Annotated in this window: 8 protein-coding genes; 7 read left to right on the forward strand and 1 reads right to left on the reverse strand. The window is 67.0% G+C overall.

Annotation, left to right across the window (positions count from 1 at the left end; genetic code table 11):
- The first annotated feature begins 697 nt into the window (after positions 1-697).
- The 6 genes from IEY68_RS29410 to IEY68_RS29435 all read left to right on the forward strand — a co-directional run bounded on the left by IEY68_RS29410 (position 698) and on the right by IEY68_RS29435 (position 12,416).
- Positions 698-1,234: a DUF732 domain-containing protein gene (locus tag IEY68_RS29410; RefSeq protein WP_063000386.1), complete on the forward strand. Its 537-nt coding sequence runs from the start codon at positions 698-700 to the stop codon at positions 1,232-1,234.
- Between the two features lie 9 nt (positions 1,235-1,243).
- Positions 1,244-2,230: a cutinase family protein gene (locus IEY68_RS29415; protein WP_063000380.1), complete on the forward strand. Its 987-nt coding sequence runs from the start codon at positions 1,244-1,246 to the stop codon at positions 2,228-2,230.
- A gap of 171 nt (positions 2,231-2,401) precedes the next feature.
- Complete coding sequence (locus IEY68_RS29420; RefSeq protein ID WP_063000382.1) at positions 2,402-3,421, forward strand: LLM class F420-dependent oxidoreductase; 1,020 nt, start codon at positions 2,402-2,404, stop codon at positions 3,419-3,421.
- Positions 3,422-3,608: 187 nt separating this feature from the next.
- On the forward strand, positions 3,609-5,519 hold the full coding sequence (gene fadD32, locus IEY68_RS29425) for a long-chain-fatty-acid--AMP ligase FadD32 (RefSeq protein ID WP_058854791.1): 1,911 nt from the start codon (positions 3,609-3,611) through the stop codon (positions 5,517-5,519).
- 112 nt (positions 5,520-5,631) lie between these two features.
- Positions 5,632-10,875 carry a polyketide synthase Pks13 gene (pks13, locus tag IEY68_RS29430; RefSeq protein ID WP_082681326.1) on the forward strand — a complete coding sequence of 1,748 codons (5,244 nt, stop codon included), beginning with the start codon at positions 5,632-5,634 and terminating at the stop codon, positions 10,873-10,875.
- Positions 10,872-12,416: an acyl-CoA carboxylase subunit beta gene (locus tag IEY68_RS29435; protein ID WP_058854790.1), complete on the forward strand. Its 1,545-nt coding sequence runs from the start codon at positions 10,872-10,874 to the stop codon at positions 12,414-12,416. Before pks13 ends, IEY68_RS29435 begins: the two co-directional genes overlap by 4 nt.
- Before the next feature lie 59 nt (positions 12,417-12,475).
- On the opposite strand, the gene IEY68_RS29440 is transcribed toward IEY68_RS29435, so the two are convergent.
- Positions 12,476-12,976 carry a peptidylprolyl isomerase gene (locus IEY68_RS29440; protein ID WP_058854789.1) on the reverse strand — a complete coding sequence of 167 codons (501 nt, stop codon included), beginning with the start codon at positions 12,974-12,976 and terminating at the stop codon, positions 12,476-12,478.
- Between the two features lie 193 nt (positions 12,977-13,169).
- Here IEY68_RS29440 and IEY68_RS29445 point away from each other — a divergent pair, with 193 nt between their 5' ends.
- Complete coding sequence (locus tag IEY68_RS29445; protein WP_058854788.1) at positions 13,170-16,487, forward strand: arabinosyltransferase domain-containing protein; 3,318 nt, start codon at positions 13,170-13,172, stop codon at positions 16,485-16,487.
- Positions 16,488-16,520 lie beyond the last annotated feature (33 nt).

Below are 16,520 nucleotides of genomic sequence, written 5' to 3' on the forward strand. Positions count from 1 at the left end.
ACCTTCGAGGAAGTGTGCCCCACGGCTCACTCCCCAAGACTGATTAGGGTTGAGGCCGTCTCGCCGTTCAGGCCTCGAAGCGCATGCGCGAAGCGCGAGTCTCGAGGCCTGAACGGCGAGACTCAGGGCCTCGACCCCCGCGCGCGCCAGCGCGCCGAAAACACAGCACCTTTGCGAGTGAGCCAGCCTCTCGCCTTTGCGAGTGAGCCAGCCTCTCGCCTTTGCGAGTGAGCCAGCCTCTCGCCTTTGCGAGTGAGCCAGCCTCTCGCCTTCGCGAGTGAGCCAGCCTCTCGCCTTCGCGAGTGAGCCAGCCTCTCGCCTTCGCGAGCACGCTCACCCCCACCATCGCAAGCAAGCCACTACCGACCTTGATCCGTGGTCTGTTCACTGCTCACGGCGATCCCCCGCCGATTTGTGAACTGAATCACTGCCCGGTCTCATTCTGTCGACTCGGCTGTCACCTTCACAAACCCGCCATACGCCGTCCGTCGGGCAGGCTCGCACAGTACCGCCACCGCTCCCCACCGGTCGGGGAGTCGACGGCACTCCACAGTCTGGTATTACCCTCGGTGGTCGCGGCCCGGGGCAACCCGCCGGGCCGGGACGCAAACCAGACGGTCAACCCAGTAGTTCTGCGGCCCCGATTCGAGCGGCCGTGAACCCCGCGCACCGCGCGCCGGAACACAGGATGGAATGTATGTATCGGACCCGAGGCACATTGCTCGGTGTGGTGGCGGCGGTCGCGGCCGCCGGATTGCTCGCCGGCTGCGGCGACGAAGAATCGACCGCGACCAGCACTCCCACGCTGTCGACCCCGGCCGCCGCGCCGTCCGCGAGTTCGGCTCCGGCTTCCCCGGCCGAGAGTCAGGCCCCGGCCCCGGAGGGTGAGGCGCCTGCTCCGGAGCAGCCCGCCGAACCCGAGGCACCGCCCGTGGAGCCGGAGCGTCCCGCCCCGGTGCCGCCGGAGGCGACCGAGTCCGGGCAGCTCGGTGAGAAGGAACAGACCTTCGTCGACGAGCTGGGCAAGCAGGGTGTGACCCCTTCGTCGCCGGATATCGCACTGAGTATCGGCAACTACGTCTGCCAGGGCGTGGCCGCCGGGACCTCCGATGCCGATATGGCGACATTCGTGAACGCGATGGCCGGTTCGGATCCGTCGTTCGACCCGGCGAAGATGCCGGTCGAACAAGCGGGTCAGATCTACATCAACACCGCCAAAGCGCACTACTGCTAGTGGTTGCCGATGAGTAGGGGACGTACCGGGCGCCGTCGGCCCGGAGGTTGTCTGACCGCGCTCGCGGTGGGAGTCGTCGGGCTCGTCATCGTGATTGTGCTCTGGTATCTGCTGGCCGGTTGTCTGCGGGAGCCCGGGCCCGGCCCGGGTCCCGAGCCGGGGCCGGGCGAGCCGACCAGCCAGCCCGCGAGCTGCCCGGATGTGCAGATGATCTCGGTGCCGGGTACCTGGGAGTCCAACAGTGACGACGATCCGCACAATCCGGTGGCCAATCCGGCCTCGCTGATGCTCAATGTGAGCAATCCGGTTCAGGAACAGTTCCCGGCCGGGCGGGTCGATGTCTACACCGTCCCCTACATCGCGCAGTTCTCGAATCCGGTGGCGTTCCCGCCGGACGGTCAGGCCTCCTACAACGTGAGCCGCACCGAGGGCATGCGACGGACCTTCGATTTCCTGACCCAGCGTCATCAGGAGTGCCCGCTCACCACCTATGTGCTGGCCGGGTTCTCGCAGGGCGCGGTCATCGTCGGAGATATCGCCGAGCAGATCGGCAAGGGTAACGGCCCGGTGCCCGCGGACCGGGTGCTCGGGGTCACGTTGATCGCCGACGGCCGGCGGTCCGGTGAGACCGGCGAAGGTCAGCCGATCCAGGTAGGCACCCCGCCGCCCGGGGTGGGCGCGGAGGTGGCGCTGGCCGGTCTGACCGTGCCCGGGATAACCATGACGGGTGCCCGCAAGGAAGGGTTCGGGGAATTGGCCGACCGGGTGTACACGATCTGCGCTCCCGGCGATCTGATCTGCGACGCGCCTCGCAACGCGCTGACTCCGGCCAATATCCTCGGCAGTGTCGGCACCCTGGCCCAGGCGGTGGGTAACCCTGTGCACAGCCTCTACCACAACTTCGTGGTGGATCCCGACGGCACAACCGCCACCCAGTGGGCGGCCGACTGGGCGGTCGGTCTGGTCGGTAGCGCGCCGACGCCGCCGCACTCGTGATCCGCGGATACCGGGGCGGGCGGCGGCGTGTCGGCCGTCTTGTGACAATTCACCGCCCTCAGCGTGTTCCCCGGCGCCCGGCAGGCTGTAAAGTGCGCTGGTGATCGCGCATCCAGCGGCCCTGCGCCGGCCCGGGGTGCGCAGACTTCCGATATCCAGGAGCATGAGTTCATGACAGAAGCCGCCGTACCGGTGGATGAGTTGAGCGCGCTGGGCACTCCGCTGCGTAGGTTCCGCTTCGCGGCCGCGGGTGAGGGAAACAAGCAGGAGGGCGGCGCCCGCAAGTTCATCCAGACGGCGCAGCAGGCCGAAGAGTACGGCTACGACACCTTCGTGGTGCCCGACCATCTCGGTGACCAGATCGGTCCGATCGCCGCTCTCGGTGCGCTGACCCAGGCCACCGACCGGATTCGGCTCGGTACGTCGGTACTGGCCAACGGTTTCCGGCATCCGGTGGTGCTGGCCAAGGATCTGGCCACCATCGATGTGCTGTCCAAGGGCCGGCTCGAGGTGGGCATCGGAGCGGGCTGGAAGGCCGACGAGTTCGAGGCCGCCGGGCTGGACTACGACCGCCCGGGCGTGCGCCTGGCCAAGCTCGACGAGACGCTGACCATTCTCGATACGCTGCTGCGCGGCCAGGAGTGCACCTTCGAGGGCAAGTACTACCAGGTACACGGTGTCAAGGGGACGCCACGCCCGCGGCAGGGCCCGCGGCCGCCGCTGTGTACCGGAGGCGGCGGGCCCCGGATGCTGAAGCTCGCGGCGAAACACGCCGACATCATCTCCATCGTTCCGGTCACCACCTCGAACGGTAAGGGTCTGCTCTCGGGTATCACCCTCGAGAAGACGATCGAGAAGGTCGAGCTGATCAAGGAGGCCGCCGGGGACCGGTTCGATCAGATCGAGCTGAACTGGGCGATCACGGCCATCGTCATCACCGACGACCGGGAGAAGACCGCCGAGATGGCGTTGTCCGCCATCGAACGCGGACTGCACCCGGACCTCGAGGTGGATGTCCGGCTCTCCGTCGAGGAGATCTTGAACTCGCCTTATGTGGCGATCGGCACGTTCGAGGAGATCGCCGACCAGATGCGACGTGTGCGGCAGCTCACCGGATTGTCCTACGTGGGCATATTCCCCACTCAGATGGACGCATTCGCTCCGGTGATTCCCTTGCTCCGGGAGGAGTGAGAAGCTCGTCTCTGTAACATGTCTCTGGTTTGAGAACATCTAGCCGATAGCGGTCACCGCGCAGACCGCACCCAAAACCCGCAGGGTCGGTTCTCGAATGGAGAGCACCCGCGGCGAAAGCGAGTCGGGGCCACACAGTAAATAGCGGCTATCGTGCCGTTGCCGCGTGCGCCTCGGAGGAGAAGGAATGGACGAGACTTTCGACGACTACCTGGACGAGAACGGGAACATCACAATTCCCGATGATCGCACCCTGGTCGACCACGTCGAGAAGCACACCCGCAACGACGCGAACACTCTGGCGTACCGCTACATCGACTACTCGCGCGAGCGCGATGGTGAGGTACACGAGCTGACGTGGCAACAGTTCGGGGTCCGGCTGCGCGCGGTGGCCGGTCGCCTGCAGCAGGTCACCAAGCCCGGTGACCGCGTGGCGGTGCTCGCGCCGCAGGGACTCGACTATGTGATCTCTTTCTTTGCCGCGATCTACGCGGGCACGATCGCGGTGCCGTTGTTCGATCCCGACGAGCCGGGTCATACCGACCGGCTACACGCGGTGCTCGGCGACTGCAAACCGTCGGCCATCCTCACCGCCAGTTCGGCGGCTGCCGGGGTACGCCAGTTCTTCCGTTCGCTGCCCGCCGCGCAGCGGCCGCGCATCATCGCCGTGGACGCGATTCCGGACAGTGTCGGCGACAGTTGGGTGCGCCCGGATATCGCGGTGGACGATATCGCCTACCTGCAGTACACCTCGGGTTCCACCCGGACCCCCGCGGGTGTGGAGATCACCCACCGCGCAGTGGGCACCAATCTGCTGCAGATGGTCGACGCCATCAATCTCGACTGGAACTCCCGCGGTGTCACCTGGCTGCCGCTGTTCCACGATATGGGCCTGCTGACCGTGATCCTGCCGGCCGTGGGCGGCAAGTTCATCACCATCATGTCGCCGGCGTCGTTCGTGCGGCGCCCGTACCGGTGGATCAAGGAGCTGGCCGCGGCGTCCGACGGCGCGGGCACCTTCGCCGCCGCCCCGAACTTCGCCTTCGAGCACGCGGCCGTGCGCGGTCTGCCCAAGAACGGCGAAACGCTGGATCTGTCCAATGTGATCGGCCTGATCAACGGCAGTGAACCGGTGACCACCTCGTCGATGAAGAAGTTCAACGACGCGTTCGCGCCCTACGGACTGCCCAAGACGGCCATCAAACCGTGCTACGGCATGGCCGAGGCCACGCTGTTCGTCTCGGCGACCAAGGCCGAGGACGAGGCCAAGGTCACCTATGTGGACCGCAACGAGCTCAACGCCGGGCGTATGGTTCGGGTCGAACAGGGCACCGATAACGCGATCGCCCAGGTGAGCTGCGGTTATGTGGCCAAATCCCAGTGGGCGGCGATCGTCGATCCGGAATCGGTCGACGGTGACGCCCGGGAGCAGCCCGACGGCCACGTGGGTGAGATCTGGTTGCACGGCAAGAATATGGGCATCGGGTACTGGGGCCGGGAGGCCGAGACCGAGGCGACCTTCCGGAACAAGGTCGTCATCCCGCTGGCCGAGGACAGCCACGCCGAGGGCACCGCGCCCGACGCCCACTGGATGCGCACCGGCGACTACGGGGTCTACTTCGACGGCGAGCTCTACATCACCGGCCGGGTCAAGGATCTGGTGATCGTCGACGGGCGTAACCATTACCCGCAGGACCTGGAGTTCTCCGCGCAGGAGGCCAGCAACGCGCTGCGCCCCGGGTTCGTGGCGGCGTTCTCGGTACCGGCCAATCAGTTGCCGTCCGAGGTGTTCGCGCAGGGCAGCCATTCGGGCCTGAAATTCGACGCCGACGACGCCTCCGAGCAGCTGGTGGTCGTGGCGGAGCGTGGCCCGGGCGCCGGTAAGGCCGATCCGCTGCCGATCGCCGACGCGGTGCGGGCCTCGATCTCGCAGCGCCACGGTGTGACGGTACGAGATCTGCTGCTGGTGCCGGCGGGTTCGATCCCGCGTACGTCCAGCGGCAAGATCGCCCGGCGCGCGTGCAAGTCCGCATACGTCGAGGGCACCCTGCGGGGCGGCTACACCCAGCAGGCATTCCCGGACGCGCCCGAGGAATAAGCCGGCAACGAGCCGGGTCGCGACTCGAGTGAGCGAAGCGAAGCGCCCATCCACCACAGCGATGCGCAGGCTGTTGCCGGGCACCGCGTACAGACAGGTAGCTTGAGGACTGATGGCTGATAACGAGGGCATGTCGCCGGAGACGACCGAGAACCTTCCCGCCGCCGAGGAGGATCGCGCCGCCGGGACCGGCGACGTGCCCTCGTCCGGCGATACGGCACCGGGTGCCGAGCTCTCGGTCGCCGAACTGCGGGAATGGCTGCGGCGCTGGGTCGCCGATGCCACCGGGCAGTCGGTCGACAAGATCACCGTGGACCGTCCGATGGAGGAGTTCGGCCTGGCCTCCCGGGATGCGCTGGCACTCGGCGGTGAGATCGAGGAACTCACCGGGGTGGTGCTGAACGCGACTGTGGTCTGGCAGCATCCGACGATCGCCTCGCTGGCCGATGTCATCGTCAACGGCCCGCCGGAGGTCACGCTCGAGGCGCTCGACGATCAGTTCTACACCGCCGGATACGTGCCCGGCGACGCGCACGATATCGCCATCGTGGGTCTGTCGACCCGGCTGCCGGGCGCGGGAAACACCCCGGAATCGACCTGGGAATTCCTGATCAACGGTGGTGACGCCATCCGCGACCTGCCCGAGGGCCGGTGGGCGGAGTTCCTGAGCGAACCGCAGGTGGCGGCCGAGGTCGCCGCGGGCAATGTCCGCGGCGGCTATCTCGACCAGCGGGTCGTCACCGACTTCGACGCCGAGTTCTTCGCCATGTCACCGATCGAGGTCGAGCGGATCGATCCGCAACAGCGGCTGGTGATGGAACTGACCTGGGAGGCGCTCGAGCACGCGCGGATCCCGGCCAGTGAGCTGCGCGGGGAATCGGTCGGTGTCTATATCGGCACCTCGACCAACGATTTCCAGCTGATCGCCGCCATGAGCCTGGGCGAGACCGATCCGAACGTGCCGGCATCGGCCGAGGCCTACAAGATCATGGGCAGCGCGAGCAGCATCATCGCCAACCGCGTGTCCTATTTCTATGATTTCCGCGGTCCGTCGCTCGCCGTGGACACCGCGTGCTCGTCCACCCTGGTGGCGGTGCACCAGGCGGTGCAGGCACTGCGTGCCGGTGATGCCGACGTGGCGTTGGCCGGTGGCGTCAACATGCTGCTGATTCCGATGACCACGCTCGGATTCGACAGCATCGGTGCGGTGGCGAAGGACGGCCGCATCAAGGCGTTCTCCGCCGATGCCGACGGGATGGTGCGTTCCGAGGGCGCCGGGCTGGTGGTCCTCAAACGGCTCGCCGACGCCGAACACGACGGCGACAACATTCTCGCGGTGATCAAGGGCTCCGCGGTGAACAGCGACGGCCGGTCCAACGGCCTGGTCGCCCCGAACCCCGATGCCCAGGCCGATGTGCTGCGCCGCGCCTACCGCGACGCCGGGATCGTCCCGTCCACCGTCGACTACATCGAGGCGCACGGCACCGGAACCCTCATCGGCGACCCGATCGAGGCCGATGCCCTGGGCCGGGTGGTCGGCGCCGGTCGCGCGGCCGACGCCCCGGCTCTGCTGGGGTCGGCGAAGACCAATTTCGGGCATCTGGAATCCGGTGCGGGCGCGGCGAGCCTGGCCAAGGTGCTGCTGGCGTTCCAGCACGATGTGCTGCCCGCCAATATCAACTACGCGGGCCCGAATCCCTACATCCCGTTCGAGCAGGCCCGGCTGAAGGTCGTCGACGAGCCGACTCCGTTCCCGCGCTACAGCGGTACCGCGACGGTCGGTATCTCCGGTTTCGGCTTCGGTGGGACCAATGCGCATGTGGTCGTTCAGGAGTACGTACCCGCCGCGCCGGTGGCTGTCTCCGAACCGTTCCTGCCCGATGCGGACAGCGACACGCTGGAGGTGGCGAGCACCGATGTGGTCGCCGAGGCCGAGGCGGTCGCCGCCGACGCCGCCCCCGAACCCGAATGGTCGGCCGACCGTGCCGAGCCGCTGCCGGTGATCCTGGCCGTTTCCGCCTATCTGCCCTCGCGCCGCCGCCGTGCCGCCGCGGATCTGGCCGACTGGCTGGAAACCGAAGCCGGACAGCGGACTCCGCTTGCGGATGTGGCCCGGTCGCTGGCCAAGCGCAGCCATTGGCGTTCGCGCGGTGTGGTGCTGGCCAAGGATCACACCGAGGCGGTGGCCGGTTTGCGGGCGATCGCCGCGGGTAAACCGGGGCAGGGCGTCTTCACCGCCGATTCTCCGGCCGCACAGGGACCCATGTGGGTCATGGCCGGTTTCGGCGCCCAGCACCGCAAGATGGGCAAACAGCTCTACCAGGAGAACTCGATCTTCCGGCGCACCGTCGACGAGGTCGACGAACTGGTGCAGGACGAGTCCGGCTACTCGGTGCGCGAGATGATCCTCGACGACGCCCAGGACTACGACGTGGGCACCTCCCAGGTCGGTATCTTCACCGTCCAGCTCGGCCTCGCCGCGCTGTTGCGCGCGCACGGTGCCGAACCCGCCGCCGTGGTCGGGCACTCCATGGGCGAGGTGGCCGGTGCCTACATCTGCGGCGGTCTCCCGCTGGAAGATGCCGTGCGCACCATCTGCGCGCGGTCGCGGCTGATGGGCGAGGGCGAGCAGATGCTCTCCGACGCCGATGTGCGGAATATGGCACTGGTCGAGATGAGCGCCGACGAGGTCGCCGCGCTGCTGCCGGAATTCCCCGATGTCGAGGTCGCGGTGTACGCGGCGCCGACCAACACGGTGATCGGCGGTCCGGTGGACCAGGTCTCGGTGATCGTCGGCCGGGTGGAGGCCGCGGGCAAATTCGCTCGTGTCCTGCAGACCAAGGGCGCCGGGCACACCTCGCAGATGGACCCGCTGCTGGGCGAACTCGCCGCCGAACTGGCCGGGATCGAACCGACGAAATTGAAGGTCGGCCTGTACTCGACAGTCGACAAGGAGCAGTACTACGCGCCCGGGCACGACCCGGTACACAACGAGGACTACTGGGTGAAGAACATGCGGCACAGCGTGTACTTCACCAACGCGGTGAAACTCGCGGTCGATTCCGGGATCACCACGTTCCTGGAACTCGCGCCGAACTCGGTGGCGCTGATGCAGGTGCTGGGCACCACTTTCGCCGCCGGGCTGCCCGACGCCCAGCTGATCCCGACGCTCAAGCGCAAGGAAGACGAATCGGCCGGGGTCATAGCCGCACTCGCTCAGCTGTACGTGCACGGGCATCCGGTGGACCTGGGCTCGCTGGTGCCGGACGGGCCGTACGCCGATATCCCGCGCACCGCGTTCGTGCGTAAACCGTACTGGCCCAAGGTGAGCGGTTTCTCGGCCGGCGGGAACACCCGGGCGCCGGGTGTTTCGGTCGCGCTGCCGGACGGCCGGCACGTATGGGAGGTCCAGGCCGCGTCGGTCGACGATCTGCCCACGCTGGTGCGGTCGGCCGCGACGCAGGTACTCGCCGAGGTGAACCCGGGCGCCAGTGTCGCGTACGCGCCGCTGCCCGCGTCCGGTTCGCTCACCACGACACTCACCCCGCATCCGGGTGGTGCGTCCATCCAGGTGCATGCCCGTGACGGCGCGCAGTTCCGGCTGCTGTTCGACGCGGTGGTCACCTCGGGCTCCGCTTTGCCCGTCCCGGCCGAACCGGCCGCGCGCCCGGCCGCGCCCGCGCTCACCGAATCCGAGGTCGTCGAGACCGTCGACACCGCCGGTTTCGGGGACCGCTGGAAACCGGACAGCGGTCAGACGGTGGAAGAACGGTTGGCGCTGATCGTCGCCGAATCCATGGGCTACGCGGTCGAAGACCTGCCGATGGAAATCCCGCTCATGGAACTCGGGCTGGATTCGCTGATGGCCATGCGGATCAAGAACCGGGTCGAATACGAATTCGACATCCCGCAGCTACAGGTCTCGGCTGTCCGCGACGCCAGCCTGCACGAGGTCGGCAAGGTGCTCCACTACGCGATCGAGCATCGCGACCAGGTCCAGGAAATGGCCGATCAGCAGGCCAGCGGGGAATCCGGCGCGCTGAGCGTGGACGATGATTTCGTGAACGCCGCCAAGGCCGCCATGGAGTCCGGGGAGGACCCGGTCGCCGCGCTGAACCAGGCGACAGGTGGCGTCGTCGAGAGTTCCACAACTACGAGTGAACCGGCCACGCAGGAAAGCCCCGTTGCGCCGAAGGCCGAGCCGGCGCCGGCCGCCGGTGCCGCGCTGTTCGGCGGCGGTGCCGCGGCCTCGGATGAGGACAACGTTCCGCCACGTGACGCGGCCGAACGCCTCACCTATGCGTCCTGGGCCACCATCACCGGCGAATCGGCCGGGGGGATCTTCAACACCCTCCCGATCCTGGACGAGGACACCGCGGAGAAGCTCGCGGCCCGGCTCACCGAGCGGGTCGGTGCGGAGGTCACCGTCGATGATGTGCTGGATTCGGAGACCATCGAACAGCTCGCCGATGTGGTGCGCACGCTGCAGGACAGTGGTGCGGACGTGGACGGTTTCGTACGTCCTATCCGGGCACGGGGTGAGAATTCCGACGCGGTACCGGTGTTCGTCTTCCATCCCGCCGGCGGAAACACCCTGGTCTACGAGCCGCTGCTCAAGCGGTTGCCCGAGGGCACGCCGATGTACGGCTTCGAGCGGGTCGAGGGCGCGATCGAGGAACGTGCCCGGGAGTACGTGCCCGAACTTCGCAAACTCCAAGGTGAGGGCCCATACGTCCTCTACGGCTGGTCGCTGGGCGCCGTCCTGGCTATGGCTGTCGCGCAGATTCTGCGTGCCGAGGGCGCCGATGTGCGTCTGGTCGGCCTGATCGACCTCGCCATCCCGGCCGAACCGGAGAACAACAGCCCGCAGGAGCGGTTGGAACGGATGCGGCGCTATCAGGTCTTCGCCAAGAAGACCTTCAATATCGCCGGCGAGCTCGACGACGATCAACTCCGTGAACTGGCCGACTCGACCGAGGAGGAACAGTTCAAGATGATCACCGATCTGATCAAGATGACCGGTGCGAAGATCCCGGGCGGCGTGCTCGAGCATCAGAAGACCTCCTGGGTCGAGAGCCGCGAGCTGCAGCGGGTCCGGCCCTCGCACTACGACGGCGATGTGGTGCTCTATCTGGCCGACCGTTACCACGACGGCGCCATCGAACTCGAACCTCGTTTCGCCGATCGCCGACCCAACGGCGGCTGGGACGAGTACCTGCCCAACTTGGATATCGTCCGTATCCCCGGTGACCATCTCCAGATCATCGATGAACCCAGAATCGGCCGAATCGGCGCAGACCTGACCGCTAAACTCGCCCAGATCACCTCGAGTGCAGCTGGGAAAGGGCGCAAGTGAGCACGACTGCCGAGAAACTCGCCGATCTGCGTAAGAGGCTGGAGCTGGCGCAGGAACCGGCGGGGGAGGCTGCTGTCGCGAAACGGGCGCGCAAGGGGATCCCCAGTGCTCGCGACCGGATCAAGTTGCTGCTCGACCCGGGTTCGTTCGTCGAGATCGGTGCCCTGGTCCGCCGGCCCGGCGATTCCGACGCGCTGTACGGCGATGGTGTGGTGACCGGCCACGGGCTGGTCGGCGGCCGTCCGGTCGCGGTGTTCTCCCATGATCAGACCGTGTACGGCGGGTCGGTCGGGGAGATGTTCGGCCGCAAGGTGGCCGCGGTGATGGAGTACGCCGCCAAAGTGGGCTGCCCGCTGGTCGGTATCAACGACTCCGGCGGTGCCCGGGTACAGGAGGCGGTGTCCTCGCTGGCCTGGTACGCCGAACTGGCGACCCGGCAGGAATTGCTGTCGGGGATGGTCCCCACCATCTCGCTGATTCTGGGCAAATGTGCCGGTGGAGCAGTGTATTCGCCGATCAACACCGATGTCGTGGTCGCCACCGAGGCGGCCTATATGTTCGTCACCGGGCCCAAGGTCATCCGCGAGGTCACCGGTGAGGACGTCAGTCTGGAGGAACTGGGCGGCGCACACAGCCAGGCGCAGTACGGCAATATCCACCATGTCGCCAAGGATGAGCAGGCGGCCTTCGACTGGGTGCGCGAGTACCTGTCGTATATGCCGACCAGCTGTCAGGAACAGCCGCCGATCATCAACCCCGGCCTGGAGCCGGAAGTCACCGATTCGGACCGGGAACTGAACGGGATCGTGCCGGATTCCGACAATGCCGGTTACGACATGCACGAAGTGCTGTTGCGGATCTTCGACGACGGCCACTTCCACGAGTACGGCGCCGAGGCCGGCCGCAACATCATCACCGGGTTCGCCCGGGTGGACGGTCGCAGTGTGGGTGTGGTGGCCAATCAGCCGATGGTGTACGCGGGCGCACTCGACGCCCGCGCCTCGGACAAGGCCTCGCATTTCGTCCGGCTCTGCGACGCCTACGAGATCCCGCTGGTCTTCGTGGTCGACACCCCTGGCTTCCTGCCCGGCGTGGAACAGGAGAAGGTCGGCGTCATCAAACGCGGCGGCCGGTTCCTGTTCGCCTTCGTGGAGGCGACTGTACCGAAGGTGACCGTCGTGGTCCGCAAATCCTACGGCGGCGGCTACGCGGTGATGGGGTCCAAACAGTTGGGCGCCGATATCAACTTGGCCTGGCCCACCGCCCGTATCGCTGTGATGGGTGCGGAGAGCGCGGTCAGTCTCATCGGGGCAGCACAGATCGCGGCCGCGCCCGAGGATCAGAAAGCGGCCGTGCGCCGGCAGATGATCGATTTCTACAATGCCACCGTGGCCACACCGTGGGTGGCCGCCGAGCGCGGTTTCATCGATGCGGTGATCGAACCGTCGCAGACCCGGCTGGAACTGCGGCGGGCGCTACATCTGCTGCGGGACAAGACCGTTGTCCGCAACCCGCGCAAACATCACCTGCTGCCGCTGTAGACGGTTCCGGTTCGGGTTGCTCCGATCAGAACAACCCGAACCGTCGCGTACGGACGTGCTCAGCCGGTGATGGTCGCGGATTCGATGACCACGTTCTCGACCGGTACGTCCTGGTGCATGCCCTGCGACGAGGTGGATACGGCGGCGATCTTGTCGACCACCTCGGTGCCGTCGGTGACCTCGCCGAAGACGGTGTATCCCCAGCCCTGGCCCGCGGGCTGGGTGTGATTGAGGAAGTCGTTGTCCGCGACATTGACGAAGAATTGCGCGGTCGCCGAATGCGGATCGTTGGTACGCGCCATGGCGACCGTGTACTTGTTGTTCTTCAGGCCGTTGGCGGCCTCGTTCTGGATGGGCGCCTGAGTCGGTTTCTGCTGCATCTGGCTGTCGAAACCACCGCCCTGGACCATGAAGCCCGGGATAACGCGATGGAAGATCGTGCCGTCGTAATGTCCCGACTTGACGTATTCGACGAAGTTACGGACGGTGTCCGGCGCCTTCGCCTCGTCGAGCTGGAGGCCGATGGTTCCGTAGTTCGTCTCGAGATTCACCTTGGTCATGCCCCTACCTTTCCATTATCGCCGCAATACCCCGCGCATAAGGGGGTGTTTCCCGGCCGATTGTGCCAGCCGCCCCTCTTTACCCCATTCCGGTGGTTCATATGCCCCGGATGCCGGGTGTGTTTTCGCGCGGTTCGGGTACGCGCCGGGGCACCACCGGGCCCTGCGGGTCGCGTCCAAGTAGCATGCCAGCGTGCCAGAAGTCGCCACCGCAGTACTGACGAAGACGCCACCGGAGCCAGAGCCGAGGGTCGCGCCGAAGGATTTCCGGATCGCGCGTCTCGTCGCGATCATCACCGGTGTGCTGGGGGCGCTGTTCGCGATCGCCACGCCCTTCCTGCCGGTCACACAGACCACGGCGACGCTGAGCTGGCCGCAGAACGACACGCTGGCGAACGTGGAAGCGCCGCTGATGTCGCAGGTGCCGATCGACCTCACCGCGACCATCCCGTGTTCGGCGGTGAACCAATTGCCCCCGCAGGGTGGCATGCTGCTGGCGACCGCGCCCCCGCAGGGTGACCGGGCCGCGCTCGAAGCACTGTTCGTGCGCGTTTCGGAGACCTCGGTCGATGTGGTGGATCGCAACGCGGTGGTGGCGACCGCCGACCGCGCGGCGATGGCCGACTGTTCGGCCATCACCATCCATTCCGACAGCGCGGCCACCACCGCGGCGTTCGAAGGGCTCACCACCGGCACTGGCGAGCCCAACGCCGGTCGGCTGGTCGGGGACCTGCGCCCGCAGATGGTCGGTGTGTTCACCGATATGACCGGTGGTATCCCGGCCGGACTGAGCCTGGACTCGACGCTCGACACCCGGTTCACCTCCAGCCCGACCTGGATCAAACTCGTCGCGATCGTCGCCGCGGTGGTGTGCACGCTGCTGTCGCTGGTGGCGCTGGCGCGACTGGACACCAGCGACGGGCGCGGCCACCGCCGATTCCTGCCCGCGCACTGGCTCAAACCGACCATTGCCGACGGAGGTGTGATCAGCACCCTGCTGATCTGGCATTTCCTGGGCGCCAACACCTCCGACGACGGCTACATCCTGAGCATGGTGCGGGTGGCGCCGGACGCGGGCTATATGGCCAACTACTTCCGCTGGTACGGCGTACCCGAGGCCCCTTTCGGCTGGTACTACTACGTGATCCAGCTGTTCTCCGAGGTCTCCACGGCGAGCCCGTGGGTACGGCTGCCCGCCCTGGCCTGCGGGATCCTGTGCTGGATGGTGATCAGCCGCGAGGTGGTACCGCGGCTGGGCAACGGACTGCGCGGAGCGCGCGGACGGGCCTGGTTCGGCAGTGTTCCGCTGTGGACCGGCGGCCTGGTCTTCCTGGCGTTCTGGCTGCCCTACGACAACGGTCTGCGGTCGGAGCCCATCGTCGCCCTGGGTGCCCTGCTCACCTGGGTTTCCATCGAGCGTGCCATCGCGACCGCCCGGCTGCTGCCGGCCGCGGTAGCCGTGGTGGTCGCGGCGTTCACGCTGGCCGCCGCGCCCACCGGCCTGATGTGTGTGGCCGCCCTGCTGGCCGGTATCCGGCCCATCACCCGCGTCATCGTGCGCCGGCACCGGGAACACGGGACCATCGCGCTGCTGGCGCCGCTGGCCGCCGCGGGCTTCCTGGTACTCACGGTGGTCTACAGCGATCAGACCTTCGCCGGGATCCAGGAGGCCAACCGGGTCCGGCAGCTGGCCGGCCCCAATCTGGCCTGGTACGAGGACTATCTGCGTTACTACTACCTGTTCGTCGAAACGGTCGACGGTTCGCTGTCGCGCCGTTTCGCCTTCCTGGCCATGCTGCTCTGCCTGTTCACCACCATGCTGGTGCTGCTGCGCCGGCGCCGGGTGCCGGGTATCGCCGCCGCTCCTACCTGGCGGTTGATGGGTGTGGTGTTCGGCACGATCTTCTTCATGATGTTCAACCCGACCAAGTGGACCCACCACTTCGGCGCGTACGCGGGTATCGCTGGTTCGCTGGCCGCGGTGACCGCGGTCGCGGTGTCGGCATCGGCGTTACGGGCGCGGAAGAACCGGGCGATCTTCCTGGCCGGGCTGCTGTTCACGCTCGCGTTGGCCTTCTCCGGTATCAACGGCTACTGGTACGTGTCCAGCTACGGAGTGCCCTGGTTCGACAAGAGGGTGGTGCTGGGTGGTATCTCCTCCAACACCGTGATGCTGGTGTTGTTCGCGGCTGCCCTGCTGCTGGTGGCCTGGCATGTCCTGCGTGAGGGCTACGCCAAACCGCCCACCTCCACGCGCACCGCCCGGGGGCGGCGGGTCCGCAAGTTCGCGGCCATTCCGCTCACCCTGGTGGCCGCGGCCATGGTGTTGTTCGAGGTGCTCTCCATGGCCAAGGGCGCCTACTCGCAGTACCCGGCGTATTCGCTGGGCCGCGGCAATATCGACGCGCTGACCGGGCAGAGCTGTGGTCTCGCCAACGATGTGCTCGTCGAGTCGAACGCCAACGCCGGGCGGTTGAACCCGATCATCGATCCGGCGCATCCGCCGACGAACCCGAACGATCCGCTGGCCGGTGTCGACCCGGTCGGTTTCGATCCCAATGGTGTACCCGACGATCTGTCCGCGGACGCGGTCGAGGTGAAACCGGGTACCGGTAACACCTCGAACCAGTCGGTGGGTGCCGCGTTCGCCGAAGGCCAGAACGCGGGAACCGGTGGTGGTCAGGGTGCGCAGGGTGTGAACGGCAGTACCGTGGCCCTGCCCTTCGGCCTGGATCCGGCCGCCACACCTATCCTGGGCAGCTACCAGGACGGTGTGCAGCAGCCCGCGTTCGTCTCGTCGAGCTGGTACGAGCTGCCCGAGCGCTCGCCCGACCATCCGCTGGTGGTCATCACCGCGGCCGGTCGCATCCTGTCCTACGACGACACCGGTGCCATGGAGTACGGCCAGTCGCTGACCGTCGACTACGGCAAGCGGCAGCCCGACGGTTCGATCACCCAGCTCGGGACCTACCTGCCCCGCGATATCGGTCCGTTCCCGTCCTGGCGCAACCTGCGGGTTCCGCTGGACGAGATCGCCCCCGAAGCCGACGCGGTCCGGGTGGTCGCCAATGATCCGATCCTGATCGGCGACCAGTGGCTGGCGTTCACCCCGCCGCGGGTACCGAAACTGGAGTCGGCCAACGATTACCTCGGTTCCGAGCAGCCGGTCCTGCTGGACTGGGCGGTCGGCCTGCAGTTCCCCTGCCAGCGTCCGTTCCGGCACGTGAACGGCGTCGCCGAGGTGCCGAATTTCCGTATCCTGCCGGACCGCCCGCTGGCTGTGAGCTCCACGAACACCTGGCAGGCCCAGGAGTTCGGTGGCCCGCTCGGGTTCTCTCAGATGCTGGCGAAGTCGACCACGATCCCGACCTATCTGAAGAACGACTGGGGTCGTGACTGGGGCACGCTGGAACGCTACGACCAGTACTACGACGCGGTTCCCGCGCAGCTGGCGACCGGTACCGAGACCCGCAACGGGTTGTGGGATCCGGGCAGGCTGCGGGTTTTCTGATCTGCTGACGACAGTGCCGACCGGACTATTGGA

The sequence above is a fragment of the Nocardia jinanensis genome (assembly GCF_014645735.1).
GTDB classification, from domain to species: domain Bacteria; phylum Actinomycetota; class Actinomycetes; order Mycobacteriales; family Mycobacteriaceae; genus Nocardia; species Nocardia jinanensis.